The following is a 21491-nucleotide window of genomic DNA, read 5'->3' as shown; positions in this document are numbered from 1 at the left end:
CTTACTCCTGATTCACGCGATTAAGCTTGCCCACAGCGGCAGCCATCAGAACTTCCTGGGTGGCCTGCTCGCGAGTGAATTCACCACCGAGATGCCCTTCATGCATGACGATAATGCGATCGCTCATGCCTAATACTTCTGGCATCTCGGAAGAGACCAGAATGATGCTCAGGCCGTCGGCCTTGAACTGGTTAATCAGCTGATAGATCTCTTTCTTGGCCCCCACGTCCACGCCGCGGGTTGGCTCATCAAGGATCAGCACTTTCGGGCGCGTCATCAGACCGCGCGCAATGGCCACTTTTTGCTGATTACCACCGGACAACAGACCAATCGCCTGCTCCATCGACGGCGTTTTAACGTTGAAGAGACGGATAAAATCGCTGACCGCCTGCTGTTCATCTTTGTGCTTCAGGCTGCCACCGCTGCGGCTGAAATAGCGCAGGGCAGTAAGCGACATGTTCTCTTTTACCGACATCCCCAGCACTAAGCCGTCACGCTTGCGGTCTTCGGAGATATAGACGATGCCGTTTGCCAGGCCATCCTGTGGAGAGCGAGTCACCACCTCATGACCGTCGAGCGTGACATAACCGCTGGTACGCGGCAGTGCGCCATAGAGCACTTTCATCAGCTCGGTACGGCCTGCCCCCATTAACCCCGCCACGCCAAGGATCTCCCCCTGGCGCAGGGTAAAGGTGACATCGTTCACGCCCGGGCCACAGAGGTTATCCACCTTAAGGCGGATCTCACCCGGTGCTTTGTCCAGATGCGGATACTGGTCTTCGAGCTTACGTCCCACCATCATTTCGATAAGGGTATCTTCGGTCAGCGTGGCGACTTCGCGCTCGGCAATGAATTGCCCGTCGCGGAAGACCGTTACGTCGTCGCAGATCTCGAAAATCTCTTTCATACGGTGAGAGATATAGACAATCCCGCGTCCCTGCGATTTCAGCTCGCGGATAACGCGGAATAAAGATTCGGTTTCGGTGTCGGTCAGCGCGTCCGTCGGTTCATCCATAATGATGACCTTCGACTCAAAGCTCAGCACCTTCGCGATTTCAACCATTTGCTGATCGCCAATGGAGAGGTCGCCCACCAGACGGTCGCTCTTGAAGCGCAGGTTTAGCTTCGCCAGCAGTTTATCCGCTTCGGCATACATCGTTTTCCAGTCGATTTTGCCAAACCGGTTAACGAACTCACGTCCGAGGAAGATGTTTTCCGCAATGCTGAGCTGCGGGATCAGGTTCAGCTCCTGATGGATAATACCGATCCCCGCATCCTGGGAGGATTTCGGGCCGTTGAACGTGGTCTCTTTACCCAGCCACAGCAGCGAGCCGGCATCGCGTTGATAGATACCGGTCAGCACTTTCATCATGGTGGATTTGCCGGCCCCGTTTTCGCCCACCAGCGCCATTACGCGTCCGGGATAAACGTTCAGAGCCGCGCCAGAGAGGGCTTTTACGCCCGGGAACGCTTTATCGATCCCTTTCAGTTGCAGTAATGCGTCCATGATGGCCTCAGAAGGTGACGCCAGCACAGAGAATGATATTCGCATACGGGGAACACTCCCCGCTGCGAATCACCGCCTGACTGTCTGCGGTTTGTTGTTTGAATTGCTCGTGCGTTGTGTAACGAATTTCTATGGTGTTTCCCTGGTGTTGTTGCAGTTGCTCAATGTGGCTGAGCAACGTTTCGTGGAGTTGCGGATTATGGTGTTTAATTTCCGTCGCGAGAATGGCCGCCTCAACCTGCATCTCCGCCGTCACCACGTCCAGTACCTGCATAAACGAGGGCACGCCCTGCGTTAACGCCATATCAATACGGGTTGTGCTGCGTGGAACCGGTAAGCCTGCATCGCAAACCACCAGCGTATCGGTATGCCCAAGACGGGAAATAACCGATGAGATTTCTGCGTTAAGAACGGTGCCTTTCTTCATTTTCTTGCTCCACTAGCGAAACGTTTCGCTGAAATCAGTTTAGTCTTAACGGTGTTCAGAAAACCACCATGACATAACAGATTTGTGATCGGCGTCGAAACGTTTCGCTACGTGAAATGAGAAGGCGATAAATGCAAAAACGGTAACCCTTTGGTTACCGTTTTTTTAGGGTTGCACCCTCTCCATCCAGGAGAGGGCATCAGGCCACACGAGGACCTAGATTTCGACCTGCGTTCCCAGCTCAATCACACGGTTAGGCGGGATCTCAAACTGGTCAGGCGCGCGAAGGGCGTTACGCTGCAGGATAAGGTACAACTTGCCGCGCAGACGCAAATACCAGGGGCGCTTGCCGATAATCAGCGACTCGTGGGACATAAAGAACGAGGTCTCCATCATGCGACAGCTCAGACCTTCCAGACCGCAGCGATGGAACACCTCTTCGACGTTTGGTGTCTCACGCCAGCCGTAGCTTGCCACGACGCGCCAGAAGGTCGGCGACAGTTGCTCGATTTGCACGCGGCGGACATTGTGGACGTACGGGGCATCTTCGGTGCGCAGGGTCAGCAGGATCACGCGCTCGTGCAGCACTTTGTTGTGCTTGAGGTTATGCATCAGCGCAAACGGGATAACGTTCAGCGCACGCGACATATACACCGCGGTGCCCGGCACGCGTACCGGCGGCGATTTCTCCAGCGAGGCAATCATAGCCTCCAGGGAGTTACCGTGCTCATGCATACGGCGCAGAAGGCGGAAACGTTCGCTTTTCCACGTGGTCATGACAATGAACATCACCAGACCGAGCGTCAACGGCAGCCAGCCACCGGAGACAATCTTGTCGAGGTTGGCGGAGAAAAGCGGCACGTCAATGCACAGGAAGCCGACCAGAATCATCATCACGAGGAATTTGTTCCAGTGCCAGTTTCGGTACGCTACCGTGGTGGAGAGCAGCGAGGTCAGTACCATCGTACCGGTTACCGCAATACCGTACGCCGCCGCCAGGTTGCTGGAGTGCTCGAAGCTGACGATGACAATCACCACGGCGAAATAGAGCAGCCAGTTGATGAACGGAATGTAAATCTGGCCCGACTCCATCTCGGAGGTATGGATAATGCGCATAGGCGAGAGATACCCCAGACGCACGGCCTGACGCGTCAGAGAGAACACGCCTGAAATTACCGCCTGCGAGGCAATAACGGTCGCCAGCGTCGCCAGAATCAGCATGGGCACCAGCGCCCAGTCCGGAGCCAGCAGGAAGAATGGGTTCTTAATCGCCTCCGGGTTTTGCAGCAGCAGCGCACCCTGACCGAAATAGTTCAGCACCAGCGACGGCAGGACCACTAAAAACCACGCCACGCGGATAGGCAGTTTCCCGAAGTGCCCCATATCGGCATACAGCGCCTCAACACCGGTGATGGAGAGCACGACGGCACCGAGCGCGACGAAGGAAACCACTTTATATTCAAGGAAGAAATGCACGGCCCAGTAAGGGTTCAGCGCATGCAGCACATCCGGGTTAGCAATAATGCTGCGTAAACCGAGTGCCGCCAGGACCAGGAACCAGGCCAGCATAATCGGAGCGAACAGCTTGCCCACCAGCCCGGTGCCGTGCTTCTGGATGATGAACAGCAGCGTCAGGACAAGGATCGCCAGCGGAACAACCCATGAATCAAGCTGTGGCGCGATAATCTCCAGCCCCTCTATCGCCGAGAGAACCGAAATCGCGGGCGTAATGACGACTTCCCCATAGAAGAAGCTGCCGCCAATCAGACCGATAATGACCAGCACCGACGTCATTCTGGCGGAGGTATTCCGCCCGGCAAGGGACATCAGAGTCAAGATCCCCCCTTCACCGGCGTTATCTGCACGCATAACGAAGGAGAGGTATTTCACTGAAACCACCAGGATCAGCAGCCAGAAGATGAGGGACAGGAAGCCAAAGACGGCATCGCGCTCAACACCAAAACCAAACTGACCGGACAGACATTCACGAAGCGTATAAAGCGGGCTGGTGCCGATATCACCGTAGACAACCCCGATCGCCGCAAGCGTTATTGCGGGTAATGATTGCTTATTATCAGTGCTCATAGACTAGTCTTTTCGTTTAAATAACAAATGTGTGCTTAGTCCCTTGGCCCACAAAAAGCGCACAGTATGCACGATTCAATGCAAAATCGTACCCCTAAATGCAACCGCATTAATGTAGCGCAAAGAAAATAGCGCCGCACTTCAGTCTATTACCAGCCCTGACTGAAACGTCTATACTCGCTTCAATTGGCCGCCACGACGGCGAAAGGATGCAAAACTATTATGGCTCACTCACATTTAATAGCAGAAAGAATTTCCCGCCTCAGCGGCGCGCTGGAAAAAGGCCTTTTCGAGCGTAGCCACGCCATTCGCCTCTGTTTACTGGCGGCGTTGAGCGGTGAAAGCGTCTTTCTGCTTGGTCCTCCGGGCATCGCCAAAAGCCTGATTGCCCGCCGGCTGAAATTTGCCTTTCAGAACGCCCGCGCTTTCGAATACCTGATGACCCGCTTTTCCACCCCAGAAGAAGTTTTCGGCCCGCTTTCCATTCAGGCGCTGAAAGATGAGGGGCGCTATCAGCGCCTGACTGAGGGGTATCTTCCGGAAGCGGAAATTGTTTTTCTTGATGAGATCTGGAAAGCGGGGCCGGCTATTCTGAACACCCTGCTCACGGCGATAAACGAACGCCGATTCCGCAACGGTGCCAGCGAAGAGAAAATCCCGATGCGCCTGCTGGTGGCGGCCTCTAACGAACTACCGGAAGCCGACAGCAGCCTTGAAGCGCTGTATGACCGCATGCTGATCCGCCTGTGGCTCGACAAAGTGCAGGATAAATCCAACTTCCGCTCGATGCTGGTCAGCCAGCAGGATGAGAATGAAAACCCGGTCCCCGCTTCGCTGCAGGTCACGGATAAGGAGTATTACCAGTGGCAGGAGGATATCGGCAAAATCACACTGCCGGATTCGGTGTTTGAGCTGATCTATCTGCTGCGCCAGCAGTTCGATTTACTGCCTTCTGCGCCGTATGTCTCCGATCGTCGCTGGAAAAAAGCGATCCGCCTGCTGCAGGCCAGCGCCCTGTTCAGCGGCCGCGATGCCGTTGCGCCAATCGATCTGATCCTTTTAAAAGATTGTCTCTGGCACGACGCGGAAGGCATGAACCTGATGCAGCAGCAGCTTGACGTATTGATGACCGGACACGCCTGGGGCCAGCAGTCGATGCTCAACCAGCTCGGGGCGATTGCCCAACGGCGTATTCAGCTGCAGCAACAACAAAGCGACAAAACAGCGCTGAAAGTAAACCGCCTTGGCGGCATGTTCGCCCGCAAAGCGCATTATGAGCTGCCGTCCGAACTGACCAGTACAACGCTGACGCTCCTGCTTCAGCAGCCCCTTAAGCTTCATGACATGCAGGTGGTCCATATCACCGTGGAACGAGAACCACTGGCTCAGTGGCTTGATAAGGGCGGGGAGATCCGCGGCAAACTTAACGGCATCGGTTTTGCCCAGCCGCTGACGCTGGAAGTGGACAGCAGCCAGCATCTGGTGATCCGCGACGTCAGCCTGCAGGGATCGCGTCTTGCGCTTCCGGGAACCGCCTCTGACAGCGTGCCGGAAGAGATTAAACGCCAGCTTGAAGCGCTGGATACGGAATGGCACCAGCAACATACGCGCTTCAGCGAGCAGCAAAAATGCCTCTTTATTCATAGCGACTGGTTAGGTCGCATCGAAGCCAGCCTGCAGGATGTCAGCGCGCAGATCAAACAGGCTCGTCAATGCTAACGCTGGATACGCTTAACGTCATGCTGGCCGTCAGCGAAGAGGGGTTGATCGAAGAGGTGGTCATCACCCTTCTGGCCTCCCCGCAGCTGGCGGCTTTTTTTGAAAAATTCCCGCGGCTCAAAAGGGCGATGACCGACGATCTCCCGCGCTGGCGTGAAAACCTGCGTCAGCGGTTCAAAGAGACCGAAGTCCCCCCTGAATTAACTGACGAGGTGGCCTGCTATCAGCAGTGCCAGCGGCTCTCTACGTCACAGTTTATCGCCCAGCTCCCGCAAACCCTGACGTTACTCGACACGGTACACTCTCCGTTTGCCAGCCAGGCGCGAGCGCTGGTCACGGATAACGCCACGTTTACCCCCGCGCTACACACCCTCTTTTTACAACGCTGGCGCCTCAGCCTGGTGGTGCAGGCCACAACGTTGAACCAGCAGTTGCTGGATGAGGAGCGTGAACAGCTGCTTAGCGAAGTGCAGGAACGCATGACCTTAAGCGGTCAGCTGGAGCAGGTGCTGGTGGAAAATGAAAACGCCGCCGGGCGTCTTTGGGATATGAGCGCCGGTCAGCTGCGGCGCGGAGATTACCAGCTCATCGTCAAGTACGGCGATTTTCTGGCACAGCAGCCAGAGCTGATGAAGCTTGCCGAACAGCTGGGTCGCTCACGGGAGGCAAAATCGGTCCCAAAGAAAGATGCCCCAATGGAGACCTTCCGCACCCTGGTCCGTGAACCGGCCACCGTGCCTGAGCAGGTGGATGGGCTCCAGCAAAGCGACGATATTTTGCGCCTGCTGCCCACGGAGCTGAGTACGCTGGGGATGACCGAGCTTGAGTACGAGTTTTATCGCCGGCTGGTGGAAAAACAGCTTCTGACCTACCGGTTGCATGGCGAAGCCTGGCGTGAAAAGCTCAGCCAGCGCCCGGTCATCCATCAGGATTTTGACGAACAGCCGCGCGGGCCTTTTATTGTGTGCGTGGATACGTCCGGCTCGATGGGAGGGTTTAACGAACAGTGCGCGAAAGCGTTCTGCCTGGCTCTGATGCGCGTGGCGCTCGCCGATCGACGTCGCTGCTTCATCATGCTCTTTTCCAGCGAAGTTGTGGGGTATGAACTGACACATCAGCAGGGTATTGAGCAGGCGATCCGCTTTTTAAGCCAGCGCTTTCGTGGCGGTACCGATCTGGCCAGCTGTTTTCGAAGCATCGTTGAGCGGATGCAGGGCGGAGACTGGTATGACGCTGACGCCGTGGTCATCTCCGATTTTATTGCCCAGCGGCTACCGGATGACGTGGTGAATAAAGTGAAGGAGCTACAGCGAGTGCACCAGCACCGTTTCCATGCTGTGGCGATGTCTGCCCATGGAAAGCCCGGCATCATGCGCATCTTCGATCATATCTGGCGTTTTGATACCGGGTTACGTAGCCGCCTGCTAAGACGCTGGCAGCGCTAATTACAGAAGAGATTCAACACGATCGCGTACCTGTTGTGGCCAGACACCGCACTGCACCTGACCAATATGAGGCAGCTGCAACAGCAGCATGGTCAGACGGGACTGGCCAATACCGCCGCCAATGGTCTGCGGCATCTCTCCGCGCAGCAGCGCCTGGTGCCACTCCAGCGTAAGACGATCTTCATCCCCGGTCAGTGCCAGCTGACGTTTCAGGGCGTCAGCATCCACGCGGATCCCCATTGAAGAGAGCTCGAACGCATCTTCCAGCACCGGGTTCCAGACCAGAATATCGCCGTTCAGACCGGCGCGTTCGCCCTCACCCGTCGTGCTCCAGTCATCATAATCCGGCGCACGCACATCATGGCGTTTACCGTCAGACAATTTGCCGCCAATCCCGATCAGGAACACAGCACCCAATTCTTTGGCGATCGCACGCTCACGGCCTTTGGCATCCAGATCGGGATAACGGCTCAGCAGTTCCTGGCTGTGGACAAAGTGGATCGATTCCGGCAGGAAGGGTGCCAGACCAAACTCTTTGCTCACTGCCGCTTCGGTCGCTTTGATCCCGGCGTAGATCGCCTCAACGGTGGATTTCAGCGTACCGACGTGACGCTCGCCATCGCCCATGACGCGCTCCCAGTCCCATTGATCGACGTAGACAGAGTGCATTGGCGTAAGGCGGTCTTCATCGGGGCGAAGGGCTTTCATGTGCGTGTAAAGCCCTTCGCCCGCGCTGAAGTCGTGTTGTCCCAGGGTTTGACGTTTCCACTTCGCAAGGGAATGCACCACTTCGAACTGGGCGTCTGGCAGTGTTTTCACTTTCACCTGTACCGCTTTTTCGCATCCAGAAAGGTTGTCCTGCGTCCCGTCACCCACGCGGCTGAGAATGGGCGCCTGGACTTCGATCAGACCAAGCTTATCTTCCAGCTGACGTGAAAAATGGGATTTAACGAAGCTGATCTGGCGTTGTTTTGCGATGTAAGCGGTTTTCATTATTTATACTCCTGCGTCCTGTTGATAGAGATTAAGCAACAGAAATGGCCTGTTATTCAATAACCCATCAACAAAAAGCCACCTTCACTTTTGATTCATTAAAATAAGGCGCTAGAATAGAGAGATTCATTAATCTTCATAAGAAAAAGCTATGGAAAATTATCAGATCGATAATCTGGACCGGGGCATCCTGGAGGCCTTAATGGCCAATGCACGTACTGCCTACGCGGAACTGGCGAAACAGTTTGGCGTCAGTCCGGGCACAATCCACGTCCGCGTGGAAAAGATGAAACAGGCGGGGATCATTACCGGCGCACGTATCGACGTCAGCCCTAAGCAGCTGGGTTATGACGTCTGCTGCTTTATTGGCATTATTCTCAAAAGCGCCAAAGACTATCCGTCAGCCCTGGCGAAGCTCAACGCGCTTGAAGAAGTCACAGAGGCGTACTACACCACCGGGCACTACAGTATCTTTATTAAGGTGATGTGCCGCTCCATTGATGCCCTCCAGCAGGTACTTATCAACAAGATCCAAACAATTGATGAAATTCAGTCCACTGAAACATTGATCTCCCTGCAGAACCCGATCATGCGTACCATCCGCCCCTGATCGGGCAAATTCATTCCCACATTTTCCACAGGTAGATCCCAGCTCGTTCACAGCGTACAATGAGCCCCTCTTTATTTGAGCGAGCGATCAATGGCGGACATTACCCTTATCAGTGGCAGCACCCTGGGCGGCGCGGAATACGTTGCGGAACATCTGGCTGAGAAGCTGGAAGACGCGGGCTTTTCCACCGAAACACTGCACGGCCCGTTGCTTGACGATCTCCCGACTGATGGGGTCTGGCTACTGATCACCTCGACGCACGGCGCAGGCGATCTGCCGGATAATCTGCAACCTTTATATGACGAACTGCTGGAACAGCAGCCTGACCTGTCAAACGTCCGTTTTGGCGCGGTGGGTATCGGCAGTCGTGAATATGACACCTTTTGCGGTGCAATAGAGAAAGTCGAAGCCGCTGTGACTGCCTGTGGGGCAAAACAGCTGGGTGAAACACTGAAGATCAACATCCTCGATCATGACATTCCGGAAGATCCAGCGGAGATCTGGCTGGGTGAATGGAAAAATTTACTCAAAAACGATTAAAGATCGCGCGAACAGATGTGGATAACTCTGGTTAAAAGCTCGTATTAAGCGGTAGTTATCCAAGTTATAACTCTGAGGCTGTTTTGGGCCTGTGTATAAAGTCGCGATCTGATCCCAGCTTATACTGGCCAGGATCACCGATCATTCACAGCAAACGGTCCTTTCTAACTGCATGATCTTCATCGTGAGATCGGGCTTATCCACAGAGGTACTCGATCCTAATAAGAGATCACAATAGAACAGATCTCTAAATAAAAAGATCTTCTTTTTAATAGCCCAGGATCCCAATGCTTTCTCGAAAGACTAAAGTTGAGTAGAATCCACGGCCCGGGCTTCAATCCATTTTCATACCGCTTTACGCGAGGCAGACCACCATGTTTTATCAGGATCCTTTTGACGTCATCATCATTGGCGGGGGTCATGCAGGCACTGAGGCCGCAATGGCCGCAGCGCGAATGGGTCAGCAGACCCTGCTTTTGACACACAATATCGACACGCTGGGACAAATGTCCTGTAATCCGGCGATTGGCGGCATTGGGAAAGGACACCTGGTAAAAGAAGTGGATGCACTTGGCGGCCTGATGGCGAAAGCGATCGATCATGCCGGCATCCAGTTTAGGATACTAAACGCAAGCAAAGGTCCCGCTGTGCGCGCTACTCGTGCTCAGGCTGACCGCGTGCTTTACCGTCAGGCGGTACGTACTGCCCTGGAGAATCAGCCAAACCTGATGATCTTCCAGCAGGCGGTAGAAGATCTTATCGTTGAAAACGATCGCGTTGTGGGTGCCGTAACCCAGATGGGCCTCAAGTTCCGCGCGAAAGCCGTCGTACTGACTGTCGGGACCTTCCTGGATGGCAAAATCCATATCGGTCTGGATAACTACAGCGGTGGCCGTGCTGGCGATCCGCCGTCCATTCCGCTGTCTCGTCGTCTGCGTGAACTTCCGCTGCGCGTCAGTCGCCTGAAAACAGGCACGCCACCGCGTATTGATGCGCGCACCATTGATTTCAGCGTGCTGGCACAACAGCACGGTGATAACCCCATGCCGGTGTTCTCGTTCATGGGCAATGCGGCTCAACATCCGCAGCAGGTACCGTGCTACATCACGCATACCAACGAAAAAACCCATGACGTGATCCGCAATAACCTTGACCGCAGCCCAATGTACGCTGGCGTGATCGAAGGGATCGGCCCGCGTTACTGTCCGTCGATCGAAGACAAAGTGATGCGCTTTGCCGATCGTAACCAGCACCAGATCTTCCTGGAGCCGGAAGGACTGACGTCAAATGAAATTTACCCGAACGGCATCTCCACCAGCCTGCCGTTCGATGTGCAGATGCAAATTGTTCGCTCAATGCAGGGTATGGAGAACGCGAAAATCGTTCGTCCTGGCTACGCTATTGAGTACGATTTCTTCGATCCGCGTGACCTGAAGCCAACCCTGGAGAGCAAATTTATCCACGGTCTGTTCTTCGCCGGCCAGATTAACGGCACGACCGGATACGAAGAAGCTGCCGCTCAGGGTCTGCTTGCCGGTCTGAACGCAGCACGCTTCTCTGCGGAGAAAGAGGGCTGGGCACCTGCGCGTTCTCAGGCTTATCTGGGCGTGCTGGTCGACGATCTCTGCACCCTGGGTACCAAAGAACCGTACCGTATGTTTACCTCTCGCGCGGAATATCGCCTGATGCTGCGCGAAGATAACGCCGACCTGCGTCTGACCGAAGTGGGCCGTGAACTGGGTCTGGTGGATGACGAACGTTGGGCGCGCTATAACGAAAAACTGGAACGCATTGAGCAGGAACGTCAGCGTCTGAAAACCACCTGGGTGAATCCACAGGCGGAAACCGCTGCAGAAGTGAATGCTCACTTAACTGCGCCGCTTTCGCGCGAAGCCAGCGGCGAAGACTTGCTGCGTCGCCCTGAAGTGACCTACGAGAACCTGGTGAAACTGACCGCGTTCGCGCCTGGCCTTGAAGACGCTGAAGCGGCTGAACAGGTTGAGATCCAGGTCAAATACGAAGGTTACATCGCGCGTCAGCAGGATGAGATTGAAAAACAGCAGCGCAACGAAAATACGCTGCTGCCGGAAATGCTGGACTACCGTCAGGTGACGGGGCTTTCCAATGAAGTGATCGCCAAGCTGAACGATCACAAGCCTGTGTCGATCGGTCAGGCATCCCGTATCTCCGGTGTCACACCTGCCGCGATTTCGATTCTGCTGGTGTGGCTGAAAAAGCAAGGTATGCTGCGCCGTAGCGCATAATATCCAGTGCTTTTGGCGGGTGGCGCTTCGCTACCCGCCCTGCTAATTCGTAGGCCCGGTAAGCGCCACCGGGCAATTTATGTCTAAACAGGTACCCACTGTGCTCAATAAACTCTCTCGTCTGCTGGAACAGGCAGGTATTTCGCTCACCGATCACCAGAAAACTCAGCTGGTGGCCTATGTCGATATGCTGAACAAATGGAATAAAGCGTACAACCTGACGTCTGTTCGCGACCCCAACGAGATGCTGGTTCGTCATATCCTCGATAGCATCGTGGTTGCGCCGTATCTTAAAGGGGAGCGCTTTATCGATGTGGGCACAGGTCCTGGCCTGCCGGGGATCCCGCTGTCGATTGTCCGCCCTGAGAGCCATTTCACGCTGCTGGACAGCCTTGGCAAACGCGTCCGTTTTTTACGTCAAGTCCAGCATGAGCTGAAGCTGGAGAACATCGCCCCTGTACAGAGCAGGGTAGAGGCGTTCCCCGCGGAGCCGCCGTTTGACGGTGTTATCAGCCGCGCGTTTGCGTCGCTCAATGATATGGTGAGCTGGTGTAAGCACTTGCCTGCACAAGATGGCCGCTTTTATGCCCTGAAAGGGCAGTTGCCGGGCGATGAAATTGAACAGCTTCCGGAGGGTTTTGCTGTCGAATCCGTTGAGAAATTAAACATTCCTCAGCTTGAGGGTGAACGCCATCTGGTGATAATTAAGCCAAACAATTTTTAAATATTTAATAAAAATTGTGGAATTCGTGCTGTTCTGACCATGTTAAATAACAGCACAAATTCTCGGGTTTTACCGAAGAGAGTTTAACCTCTGTGTTACTAAGGTTTTTCTAACGGTTAACGTAACAGCCATTGTTCAGCATGAAGATAGTCAACATCGAAAATATCAGCCTGCTAAAAGTGGAATACGGCAACCAGAATTGAATGTTAAATATTTATTAAGAATGTCAATAAAAGGTTTTTATTGTATACCGGGCTGTTTTGAAAATAGTTACGATAATTTGTCTTTAATTTCATAAAGATGAAATAAACCGATTTGCGTCTTTGATAAATACACCCTTATCGCAAATGTGTGTTTTGTGATCTCGTGCACGCTTTGTAGCCAACGTTTTCGCGCTGTTTGCAGTTTTGGTCGAAGGTCGTGGCTTTCAGGAAAAGTTAAAAAATAGCGGCGGGGAAAAATATTTAAACATTTATTCACCTTTTCGCTACTTAATGTTTGAAATCACGGGTGCGCACCGTATAATTTGACCGCTTTTTGATGCTTGACTCTGAGCCTTAAAGGACGTTTTATACGACACGCGGCATACCTCGAAGGGAGCAGGAGTAAAAACGTGATGTCTGTGTCGCTCTTGAGTAGAAACGTTGCTCGTAAGCTTCTGTTCATTCAGTTTCTGGCTGTGATAGCAAGTGGACTGCTGTTTAGCCTCAAAGACCCCTTCTGGGGCATCTCCGCCGTGTGCGGGGGTTTGGCGGTTGTTCTGCCAAACGTATTGTTTATGATTTTTGCCTGGCGTCATCAGGCGCATACACCCGCCAAAGGCCGTGTGGCCTGGTCCTTCGCTCTCGGTGAAGTGTGTAAGGTGTTGCTGACCTTTGCTCTACTGGTGATGGCGCTGGCGGTTTTGAAAGTGGTATTCATGCCGCTGATAGCAACGTGGGTTTTGGTGCTGGTGGTACAAGTTCTGGCTCCAGCTGTAATCAACAACAAAGGGTAAAAGGCATCATGGCTTCAGAAAATATGACGCCGCAGGATTACATAGGTCACCATCTGAATAACCTTCAGCTGGACCTGCGTACATTCTCGCTGGTGGATCCGCATAACCCCCCGGCCACCTTCTGGACGATCAACATCGACTCCATGTTCTTCTCGGTCGTTTTGGGTCTTCTGTTCCTGGCCATGTTCCGCGGTGTTGCGAAAAGAGCGACCAGCGGTGTTCCAGGGAAATTCCAGACGTTCATCGAAATGATCATCGGCTTCGTCCATGGCAGCGTCAAAGACATGTACCATGGTAAGAGCAAGCTGATTGCTCCGCTGGCCTTGACCGTGTTCGTTTGGGTGTTCCTGATGAACCTGATGGACCTGCTGCCAATCGATTTCCTGCCGTGGATTGGCGAACATGTCCTCGGTCTGCCAGCACTGCGCGTGGTGCCGTCCGCTGACGTGAACATCACCCTGTCGATGGCGTTGGGCGTGTTTATCCTGATTCTTTTCTACAGCATCAAAATGAAAGGCGTAAGCGGCTTCGTGAAAGAGCTTACCTTGCAGCCGTTCAACCACTGGGCGTTTATTCCGGTCAACCTGATCCTGGAAGGCGTTAGCCTGCTGTCCAAACCTGTTTCACTGGGTCTGCGACTGTTCGGCAACATGTATGCGGGTGAGCTGATTTTCATTCTGATCGCGGGTCTTCTGCCGTGGTGGTCACAGTGGATTCTGAATGTGCCTTGGGCCATTTTCCACATCCTGATCATTACGCTGCAAGCCTTTATCTTCATGGTTCTGACGATCGTCTATCTGTCGATGGCGTCTGAAGAGCACTGATTTTTTACCAACACTACTACGTTTTAATTGAAACAAACTGGAGACTGTCATGGAAAACCTGAATATGGATCTGCTGTACATGGCTGCCGCTGTGATGATGGGTCTGGCGGCTATCGGTGCTGCGATCGGTATCGGCATCCTCGGGGGCAAATTCCTGGAAGGCGCAGCGCGTCAACCTGATCTGATTCCTCTGCTGCGTACTCAGTTCTTTATCGTTATGGGTCTGGTGGATGCTATCCCAATGATCGCTGTAGGTCTGGGTCTGTACGTGATGTTTGCTGTCGCGTAGTAGTAGTTTTAAAACCCTAAGCCACAGATATTAAAGAGGTATTGTGCTGTGAACATGAACGCAACAATCCTCGGCCAGGCCATCGCGTTTATTCTCTTTGTCTGGTTCTGCATGAAGTATGTATGGCCGCCTTTAATGGCTGCCATCGAAAAACGTCAGAAAGAAATTGCTGACGGTCTGGCTTCTGCAGAACGCGCTAAGAAAGATTTGGACCTTGCACAGGCCAACGCGACAGACCAGCTGAAAAAAGCGAAAGCGGAAGCTCAGGTTATCATCGAACAGGCTAACAAACGCCGTTCGCAGATCCTGGACGAAGCCAAAGCTGAAGCAGAACAGGAACGTACTAAGATCGTGACACAAGCTCAGGCTGAAATTGAAGCTGAGCGTAAACGTGCTCGCGAAGAACTGCGTAAGCAGGTTGCGATTCTGGCTGTTGCTGGCGCCGAGAAGATCATCGAACGTTCCGTGGATGAAGCTGCTAACAGCGACATCGTGGACAAACTTGTCGCTGAACTGTAAGGAGGGAGGGGCTGATGTCTGAATTTGTTACGGTAGCTCGCCCCTACGCCAAAGCAGCTTTTGACTTTGCTGTCGAACACCAAAATGTCGATCGCTGGCAGGATATGCTGGCGTTTGCCGCTGAGGTGACGAAAAACGAACAAATGGCCGAGTTGCTTTCTGGTGCGTTAGCGCCTGAAACTCTCGCCGCGTCGTTTATCGCCGTGTGCGGAGAGCAACTGGATGCCAATGGTCAGAACCTGATTAAGGTAATGGCAGAAAATGGTCGTCTCCGTGTGCTCCCGGATGTTCTCGAGCAGTTTGAGCACTTACGTGCCCTTAGTGAAGCTACCGCTGAAGTCGAAGTGACTTCTGCGACTGAACTGAGTGATGAACAGCTTGCGAAAATCACCGCCGCGATGGAAAAACGTCTGTCACGCAAAGTTAAGCTGAATTGCAAAATCGATAAGTCTGTAATGGCAGGCGTAATCATCCGTTCGGGTGATATGGTCATTGATGGCAGCGTACGCGGCCGTCTTGAACGCCTTGCAGACGTCTTGCAGTCTTAAGGGGACTGGAGCATGCAACTGAATTCCACCGAAATCAGCGAACTGATCAAGCAGCGCATTGCTCAGTTCAGTGTTGTGAGCGAAGCTCACAACGAAGGTACTATTGTTTCTGTAAGTGACGGTGTTATCCGCATCCACGGCCTGGCCGATTGTATGCAGGGTGAGATGATTTCCCTGCCGGGTAACCGTTACGCTATCGCACTAAACCTGGAGCGCGACTCCGTAGGTGCAGTTGTGATGGGTCCATACGCTGACCTCGCCGAAGGCATGAAGGTTAAGTGTACTGGCCGTATTCTGGAAGTGCCGGTTGGCCGTGGCCTGCTGGGTCGCGTTGTTAACACCCTGGGTGCGCCAATCGACGGTAAAGGTCCGGTTGAGCACGATGGCTTCTCCCCAATCGAAGTTATCGCACCAGGCGTTATCGACCGTCAGTCCGTTGATCAGCCAGTGCAGACTGGTTATAAGTCCGTTGATGCCATGATTCCAATCGGTCGTGGCCAGCGTGAACTGATCATCGGTGACCGTCAGACCGGTAAAACCGCGATGGCTATCGACGCCATCATCAACCAGCGTGACTCCGGCATCAAATGTGTGTACGTGGCTATCGGCCAGAAAGCGTCCACCATTTCTAACGTGGTTCGTAAACTGGAAGAGCACGGCGCGCTGTCTAACACCATCGTTGTTGTGGCGACCGCTTCTGAATCTGCTGCACTGCAATACCTGGCACCATACGCCGGTTGCGCAATGGGCGAATACTTCCGTGACCGCGGTGAAGATGCGCTGATCGTATACGATGACCTGTCTAAACAGGCCGTTGCATATCGTCAGGTTTCCCTGCTGCTCCGTCGTCCACCTGGACGTGAAGCGTTCCCTGGCGACGTATTCTACCTCCACTCTCGTCTGCTGGAGCGTGCTTCCCGCGTTAACGCGGAATACGTCGAGAACTTCACCAAAGGTGAAGTGAAGGGTAAAACCGGCTCTCTGACTGCGCTGCCAATCATTGAAACCCAGGCGGGTGACGTTTCTGCGTTCGTTCCGACCAACGTAATCTCCATTACCGATGGTCAGATCTTCCTGGAAACCAACCTGTTTAACTCCGGTATTCGTCCGGCAGTTAACCCGGGTATCTCCGTATCCCGTGTGGGTGGTGCTGCTCAGACCAAGATCATCAAGAAACTGTCCGGTGGTATTCGTACCGCGCTGGCACAGTATCGTGAACTGGCTGCGTTCTCTCAGTTCGCATCCGATCTGGACGAAGCAACCCGTAAACAGCTGAGCCACGGTCAGAAAGTGACCGAGCTGCTGAAGCAGAAACAGTACGCACCAATGTCTGTTGCTCAGCAGGGCCTGGTTCTGTTCGCGGCTGAACGCGGTTACCTCGAAGATGTGGAACTGGCGAAAATCGGTAGCTTCGAAGCCGCTCTGCTGGCTTACGTCGACCGTGATCACGCTCCGCTGATGCAAGAGATCAACCAGACCGGTGGCTATAACGACGAAATCGAAGGCAAGCTGAAAGCTATCCTCGATTCCTTCAAAGCAACCCAATCCTGGTAATCGTCCGGCGGCTTGTCTCAGGACAAGCCGCCTGGCATTGAGGAGAAGCTCATGGCCGGCGCAAAAGAGATACGTAGTAAGATCGCAAGCGTCCAGAACACGCAAAAGATCACTAAAGCGATGGAGATGGTCGCCGCTTCCAAAATGCGTAAATCGCAGGATCGCATGGCGGCCAGCCGTCCTTATGCAGAAACCATGCGCAAAGTGATTGGTCACCTTGCAAACGGTAATCTGGAATATAAGCACCCTTACCTGGAAGAACGCGACGTTAAGCGCGTGGGCTACCTGGTGGTGTCGACCGACCGTGGTCTGTGTGGCGGCTTGAACATTAACCTGTTCAAAAAACTGCTGGCGGATATGAAAGCATGGTCTGAAAAAGGCGTTCAGTGCGATATCGCAATGATCGGCTCTAAAGGCGTCTCTTTCTTTAACTCCGTTGGTGGCAACATTGTCGCTCAGGTGACGGGTATGGGTGATAACCCTTCCCTGTCCGAGCTGATCGGCCCGGTTAAAGTGATGTTGCAGGCTTACGATGAAGGCCGTCTGGACAGACTGTACGTTGTCAGCAACAAATTTATTAACACCATGTCTCAGGTTCCAACGCTCACTCAGATGCTGCCTTTACCGGCATCAGAAGATGACGAGCTGAAGCAAAAATCCTGGGATTACCTGTATGAACCCGATCCGAAACCGCTGTTGGATACCCTGCTGCGTCGTTACGTTGAATCTCAGGTTTATCAGGGCGTTGTAGAAAACCTGGCCAGCGAGCAGGCCGCACGAATGGTGGCGATGAAAGCCGCGACCGATAATGGCGGCAGCCTGATTAAAGAGCTGCAGTTGGTTTACAACAAAGCTCGTCAGGCCAGCATTACTCAGGAACTCACCGAGATCGTCTCGGGGGCCGCCGCGGTTTAACCAGGTTTACGAATTACGTAGAGGATTCAAGATGGCTACTGGAAAGATTGTCCAGGTAATCGGCGCCGTGGTGGACGTCGAGTTCCCTCAGGACGCCGTACCACGCGTGTACGACGCGCTTGAGGTACAGAATGGTAACGAGAGCCTGGTGCTGGAAGTTCAGCAGCAGCTCGGCGGCGGTATCGTGCGTACCATCGCGATGGGTTCTTCCGACGGTCTGCGTCGTGGTCTGGAAGTTAAAGACCTTGAGCACCCGATCGAAGTCCCGGTAGGTAAAGCAACACTGGGTCGTATCATGAACGTATTGGGTCAACCAATCGACATGAAAGGCGACATCGGTGAAGAAGAGCGTTGGGCTATCCACCGCGCAGCACCTTCCTACGAAGAGCTGTCCAGCTCTCAGGAACTGCTGGAAACCGGCATCAAAGTTATCGACCTGATGTGTCCGTTTGCGAAGGGCGGTAAAGTTGGTCTGTTCGGTGGTGCGGGTGTAGGTAAAACCGTAAACATGATGGAGCTGATCCGTAACATCGCGATCGAGCACTCTGGTTACTCCGTATTTGCGGGCGTAGGTGAACGTACTCGTGAGGGTAACGACTTCTACCACGAAATGACCGACTCCAACGTTCTGGACAAAGTATCCCTGGTTTACGGCCAGATGAACGAGCCACCAGGAAACCGTCTGCGCGTTGCGCTGACTGGCCTGACTATGGCTGAGAAGTTCCGTGACGAAGGCCGTGACGTTCTGCTGTTCGTTGATAACATCTATCGTTACACCCTGGCCGGTACTGAAGTATCTGCACTGCTGGGTCGTATGCCTTCAGCGGTAGGTTATCAGCCGACGCTGGCGGAAGAGATGGGTGTTCTTCAGGAACGTATCACCTCTACCAAAACCGGTTCTATCACCTCCGTTCAGGCGGTATACGTACCTGCGGATGACTTGACTGACCCATCCCCAGCCACCACCTTTGCGCACCTTGACGCAACCGTGGTACTGAGCCGTCAGATCGCGTCTCTGGGTATCTACCCGGCCGTTGACCCGCTGGACTCCACCAGCCGTCAGCTGGATCCACTGGTTGTGGGTCAGGAACACTACGACACCGCGCGTGGCGTACAGTCCCTGCTGCAGCGTTACCAGGAACTGAAAGACATCATCGCCATCCTGGGTATGGATGAGCTGTCTGAAGAAGACAAACTGGTGGTAGCACGTGCGCGTAAGATCCAGCGCTTCCTGTCCCAGCCGTTCTTCGTTGCGGAAGTATTCACCGGTTCTCCGGGTAAATACGTTTCCCTGAAAGACACCATCCGTGGCTTTAAAGGCATCATGGAAGGCGAATACGATCACCTGCCGGAGCAGGCGTTCTACATGGTTGGTTCCATCGACGAAGCCGTGGAAAAAGCCAAAAAACTTTAACGCCTTAATCGGAGGGTGATATGGCAATGACTTACCACCTGGACGTCGTCAGCGCAGAGCAACAAATGTTCTCTGGTCTGGTCGAGAAAATCCAGGTAACGGGTAGTGAAGGTGAACTGGGTATTTTCCCGGGTCACGCACCGCTGCTCACCGCCATTAAGCCTGGTATGATCCGCATCGTTAAACAGTTCGGTCATGAAGAGTTTATCTATCTGTCCGGCGGCATTCTTGAAGTGCAGCCTGGCAGCGTGACCGTTCTGGCCGATACCGCTATTCGTGGCCAGGATCTCGACGAAGCACGAGCCCTGGAATCGAAGCGTAAGGCTGAAGAGCACATTAGCAGCTCTCATGGTGACGTGGATTACGCTCAGGCGTCTGCGGAGCTGGCCAAAGCGATCGCGAAACTGCGCGTTATCGAGTTGACCAAAAAAGCGATGTAACACCGGCTTGAAAAGCACAAAGCCAGTCTGGTTTCCAGGCTGGCTTTTTTTATGGTTTCGTATCACACCGATCTTTATTCATGATCCAAAAGAATAGCTAAGCTATTGTGTGTGCTAGCGACTTACCGCGAGAAGGCTATTTTCCAGAGAAAAAGGGGTTTACTCTGCCCCTAAAAATCGCCTCAAATAGCCATTATTGGCTGATGTTGAACGTTTTACCGCCATTCCATTTTATGACGCAAAATATGTAGAATTTTCAACGTCAACGGGTTTAACTTCTTACTCAAATTACAGTCAGGACGCGTATGTTGAACAATACAATGAGCGTGGTCATCCTTGCCGCCGGTAAAGGTACCCGCATGTATTCCGATCTTCCAAAGGTACTGCACACGCTGGCAGGAAAGCCGATGGTGCAGCATGTCATTGATGCCGCTAATGAACTGGGTGCCCGTCAGGTCCATCTGGTCTATGGTCACGGCGGCGATCTGCTTAAAAAGACGCTGAACGATGACAAACTCAACTGGGTGCTTCAGGCAGAACAGTTGGGGACCGGACACGCCATGCAGCAGGCCGCCCCGTTCTTTGCAGATGACGAAGATATTCTGATGCTTTATGGCGACGTCCCGCTGATCTCTGTCGACACCCTTGCCCGCCTGCGTGAAGCTAAACCGCAGGGTGGTATCGGGTTGTTAACCGTCGTGCTTGACGATCCGACCGGCTATGGCCGCATTACCCGCGAAAACGGTAACGTAACGGGTATCGTTGAGCATAAAGATGCCAGCGACGCACAACGTCAGATTCAGGAGATCAACACCGGTATCCTGATTGCCAATGGCGCGGACCTGAAGCGCTGGCTGTCGAAGCTCAACAACAACAATGCGCAGGGTGAGTACTACATCACCGACATCATCGCGATGGCCTATCAGGAAGGGCGTGAGATTGCGGCGGTTCATCCGGCACGCATTAGCGAAACCGAAGGGGTGAATAACCGCCTTCAGCTTTCCCGCCTGGAACGCGTTTATCAGTCCGAACAGGCTGAAAAACTGCTCCTGGCAGGCGTTATGCTGCGTGACCCGGCGCGTTTCGATCTGCGCGGGACCTTATCTCACGGGCGCGACGTTGAAATCGATACTAACGTTATCTTTGAAGGCAACGTCACGCTTGGCCACCGCGTCAAAATTGGTGCCGGTTGTGTTATCAAAAACAGCGTCATCGGTGACGACTGCGACATTAGCCCGTACAGCGTGGTTGAAGATGCACATCTGGACGCGGCATGCACCATTGGGCCGTTCGCACGTCTGCGCCCTGGCGCTGAATTGCTCGAAGGCGCCCATGTTGGCAACTTCGTTGAGATGAAAAAAGCGCGTCTGGGCAAAGGTTCCAAAGCCGGCCATTTAACCTACCTGGGCGATGCAGAAATTGGCGATAACGTGAACATTGGTGCAGGAACAATCACCTGCAACTATGACGGTGCCAACAAGTTTAAAACCATCATCGGTGATGATGTGTTTGTCGGTTCTGATACACAGCTGGTGGCACCGGTGACGGTCGGGAACGGGGTAACCATTGCCGCCGGGACGACCGTGACGCGCGATGTTGCCGACAATGAGCTGGTGCTGAGCCGCGTGCCGCAGGTTCACAAGCAGGGCTGGAAACGCCCGGTGAAGAAAAAGTAAC

At 53.6% G+C, this 21491-nt stretch carries 20 protein-coding genes; 16 read left to right on the top strand and 4 right to left on the bottom strand.

Translation table 11 applies throughout. From position 1 onward, the window contains the following. Position 1 precedes the first annotated feature (1 nt). The 3 genes from rbsA to kup all read right to left on the bottom strand — a co-directional run bounded on the left by rbsA (position 2) and on the right by kup (position 4019). Positions 2-1507 (bottom strand): ribose ABC transporter ATP-binding protein RbsA, encoded by a 1506-nt coding sequence (rbsA, locus tag QRN24_RS15660; protein WP_020882771.1) that lies wholly within the window; start codon positions 1505-1507, stop codon positions 2-4. 7 nt (positions 1508-1514) lie between these two features. Beyond that, positions 1515-1934 (bottom strand): D-ribose pyranase, encoded by a 420-nt coding sequence (gene rbsD, locus QRN24_RS15655; protein ID WP_020882770.1) that lies wholly within the window; start codon positions 1932-1934, stop codon positions 1515-1517. 216 nt (positions 1935-2150) lie between these two features. Beyond that, positions 2151-4019: a low affinity potassium transporter Kup gene (gene kup / locus QRN24_RS15650; RefSeq protein WP_014172271.1), complete on the bottom strand. Its 1869-nt coding sequence runs from the start codon at positions 4017-4019 to the stop codon at positions 2151-2153. 222 nt (positions 4020-4241) lie between these two features. On the opposite strand from kup, the gene ravA reads away from it, so the two are divergent. Together ravA and viaA are read left to right on the top strand one after the other, a co-directional pair. Continuing rightward, positions 4242-5738, top strand: coding sequence for an ATPase RavA (gene ravA / locus QRN24_RS15645; protein ID WP_284942868.1), 1497 nt, complete (start codon positions 4242-4244; stop codon positions 5736-5738). Then, on the top strand, positions 5732-7183 hold the full coding sequence (gene viaA, locus QRN24_RS15640) for an ATPase RavA stimulator ViaA (RefSeq protein WP_149376800.1): 1452 nt from the start codon (positions 5732-5734) through the stop codon (positions 7181-7183). The genes ravA and viaA overlap by 7 nt, the downstream gene beginning before the upstream one ends. On the opposite strand, the gene asnA is transcribed toward viaA, so the two are convergent. Then, positions 7184-8176, bottom strand: coding sequence for an aspartate--ammonia ligase (asnA, locus tag QRN24_RS15635; protein WP_020882768.1), 993 nt, complete (start codon positions 8174-8176; stop codon positions 7184-7186). Between the two features lie 151 nt (positions 8177-8327). Here asnA and asnC point away from each other — a divergent pair, with 151 nt between their 5' ends. From asnC to glmU, 14 genes are all read left to right on the top strand, one after another. Then, a complete protein-coding gene (gene asnC / locus QRN24_RS15630; protein WP_014172275.1) occupies positions 8328-8786 on the top strand; it encodes a transcriptional regulator AsnC in 459 nt (152 codons plus the stop codon). Positions 8787-8876: 90 nt separating this feature from the next. Further along, positions 8877-9326, top strand: a complete 450-nt coding sequence (gene mioC, locus QRN24_RS15625; protein ID WP_020882767.1) for an FMN-binding protein MioC — start codon at positions 8877-8879, stop codon at positions 9324-9326. Between the two features lie 374 nt (positions 9327-9700). Further along, positions 9701-11590, top strand: coding sequence for a tRNA uridine-5-carboxymethylaminomethyl(34) synthesis enzyme MnmG (mnmG, locus tag QRN24_RS15620; protein WP_032679278.1), 1890 nt, complete (start codon positions 9701-9703; stop codon positions 11588-11590). A gap of 100 nt (positions 11591-11690) precedes the next feature. Beyond that, on the top strand, positions 11691-12314 hold the full coding sequence (gene rsmG / locus QRN24_RS15615) for a 16S rRNA (guanine(527)-N(7))-methyltransferase RsmG (RefSeq protein WP_032679279.1): 624 nt from the start codon (positions 11691-11693) through the stop codon (positions 12312-12314). Positions 12315-12930: 616 nt separating this feature from the next. Then, complete coding sequence (gene atpI, locus QRN24_RS15610) at positions 12931-13311, top strand: F0F1 ATP synthase subunit I (protein WP_008500194.1); 381 nt, start codon at positions 12931-12933, stop codon at positions 13309-13311. A gap of 8 nt (positions 13312-13319) precedes the next feature. Continuing rightward, entirely contained in the window at positions 13320-14135 is an 816-nt protein-coding gene (atpB, locus tag QRN24_RS15605) for a F0F1 ATP synthase subunit A (protein ID WP_014172280.1), read from the top strand. 49 nt (positions 14136-14184) lie between these two features. After that, the gene (gene atpE / locus QRN24_RS15600) at positions 14185-14424 is read left to right on the top strand and encodes a F0F1 ATP synthase subunit C (RefSeq protein WP_000429386.1); all 240 of its coding nucleotides are present in this window, start codon (positions 14185-14187) and stop codon (positions 14422-14424) included. 48 nt (positions 14425-14472) lie between these two features. After that, entirely contained in the window at positions 14473-14943 is a 471-nt protein-coding gene (gene atpF / locus QRN24_RS15595) for a F0F1 ATP synthase subunit B (protein WP_003862370.1), read from the top strand. A 14-nt stretch (positions 14944-14957) separates the two neighbouring features. Continuing rightward, the gene (gene atpH, locus QRN24_RS15590; RefSeq protein WP_014172281.1) at positions 14958-15491 is read left to right on the top strand and encodes a F0F1 ATP synthase subunit delta; all 534 of its coding nucleotides are present in this window, start codon (positions 14958-14960) and stop codon (positions 15489-15491) included. A 12-nt stretch (positions 15492-15503) separates the two neighbouring features. Then, positions 15504-17045: a F0F1 ATP synthase subunit alpha gene (gene atpA, locus QRN24_RS15585; RefSeq protein WP_006808751.1), complete on the top strand. Its 1542-nt coding sequence runs from the start codon at positions 15504-15506 to the stop codon at positions 17043-17045. Between the two features lie 51 nt (positions 17046-17096). Next, entirely contained in the window at positions 17097-17960 is an 864-nt protein-coding gene (atpG, locus tag QRN24_RS15580; RefSeq protein WP_020882764.1) for a F0F1 ATP synthase subunit gamma, read from the top strand. Between the two features lie 31 nt (positions 17961-17991). Continuing rightward, positions 17992-19374: a F0F1 ATP synthase subunit beta gene (atpD, locus tag QRN24_RS15575; RefSeq protein ID WP_006177559.1), complete on the top strand. Its 1383-nt coding sequence runs from the start codon at positions 17992-17994 to the stop codon at positions 19372-19374. Between the two features lie 20 nt (positions 19375-19394). Continuing rightward, complete coding sequence (locus QRN24_RS15570) at positions 19395-19814, top strand: F0F1 ATP synthase subunit epsilon (RefSeq protein ID WP_006177560.1); 420 nt, start codon at positions 19395-19397, stop codon at positions 19812-19814. Between the two features lie 305 nt (positions 19815-20119). Further along, positions 20120-21490: a bifunctional UDP-N-acetylglucosamine diphosphorylase/glucosamine-1-phosphate N-acetyltransferase GlmU gene (gene glmU / locus QRN24_RS15565; RefSeq protein ID WP_049021947.1), complete on the top strand. Its 1371-nt coding sequence runs from the start codon at positions 20120-20122 to the stop codon at positions 21488-21490. Position 21491: the final 1 nt, after the last annotated feature.

This window comes from Enterobacter sp. MEB024 (assembly GCF_030209635.1).
GTDB lineage: Bacteria > Pseudomonadota > Gammaproteobacteria > Enterobacterales > Enterobacteriaceae > Enterobacter > Enterobacter ludwigii.
Note: the sequence above shows the minus strand (reverse complement) of the source record. Positions and strands in the feature narration are given on the sequence as shown.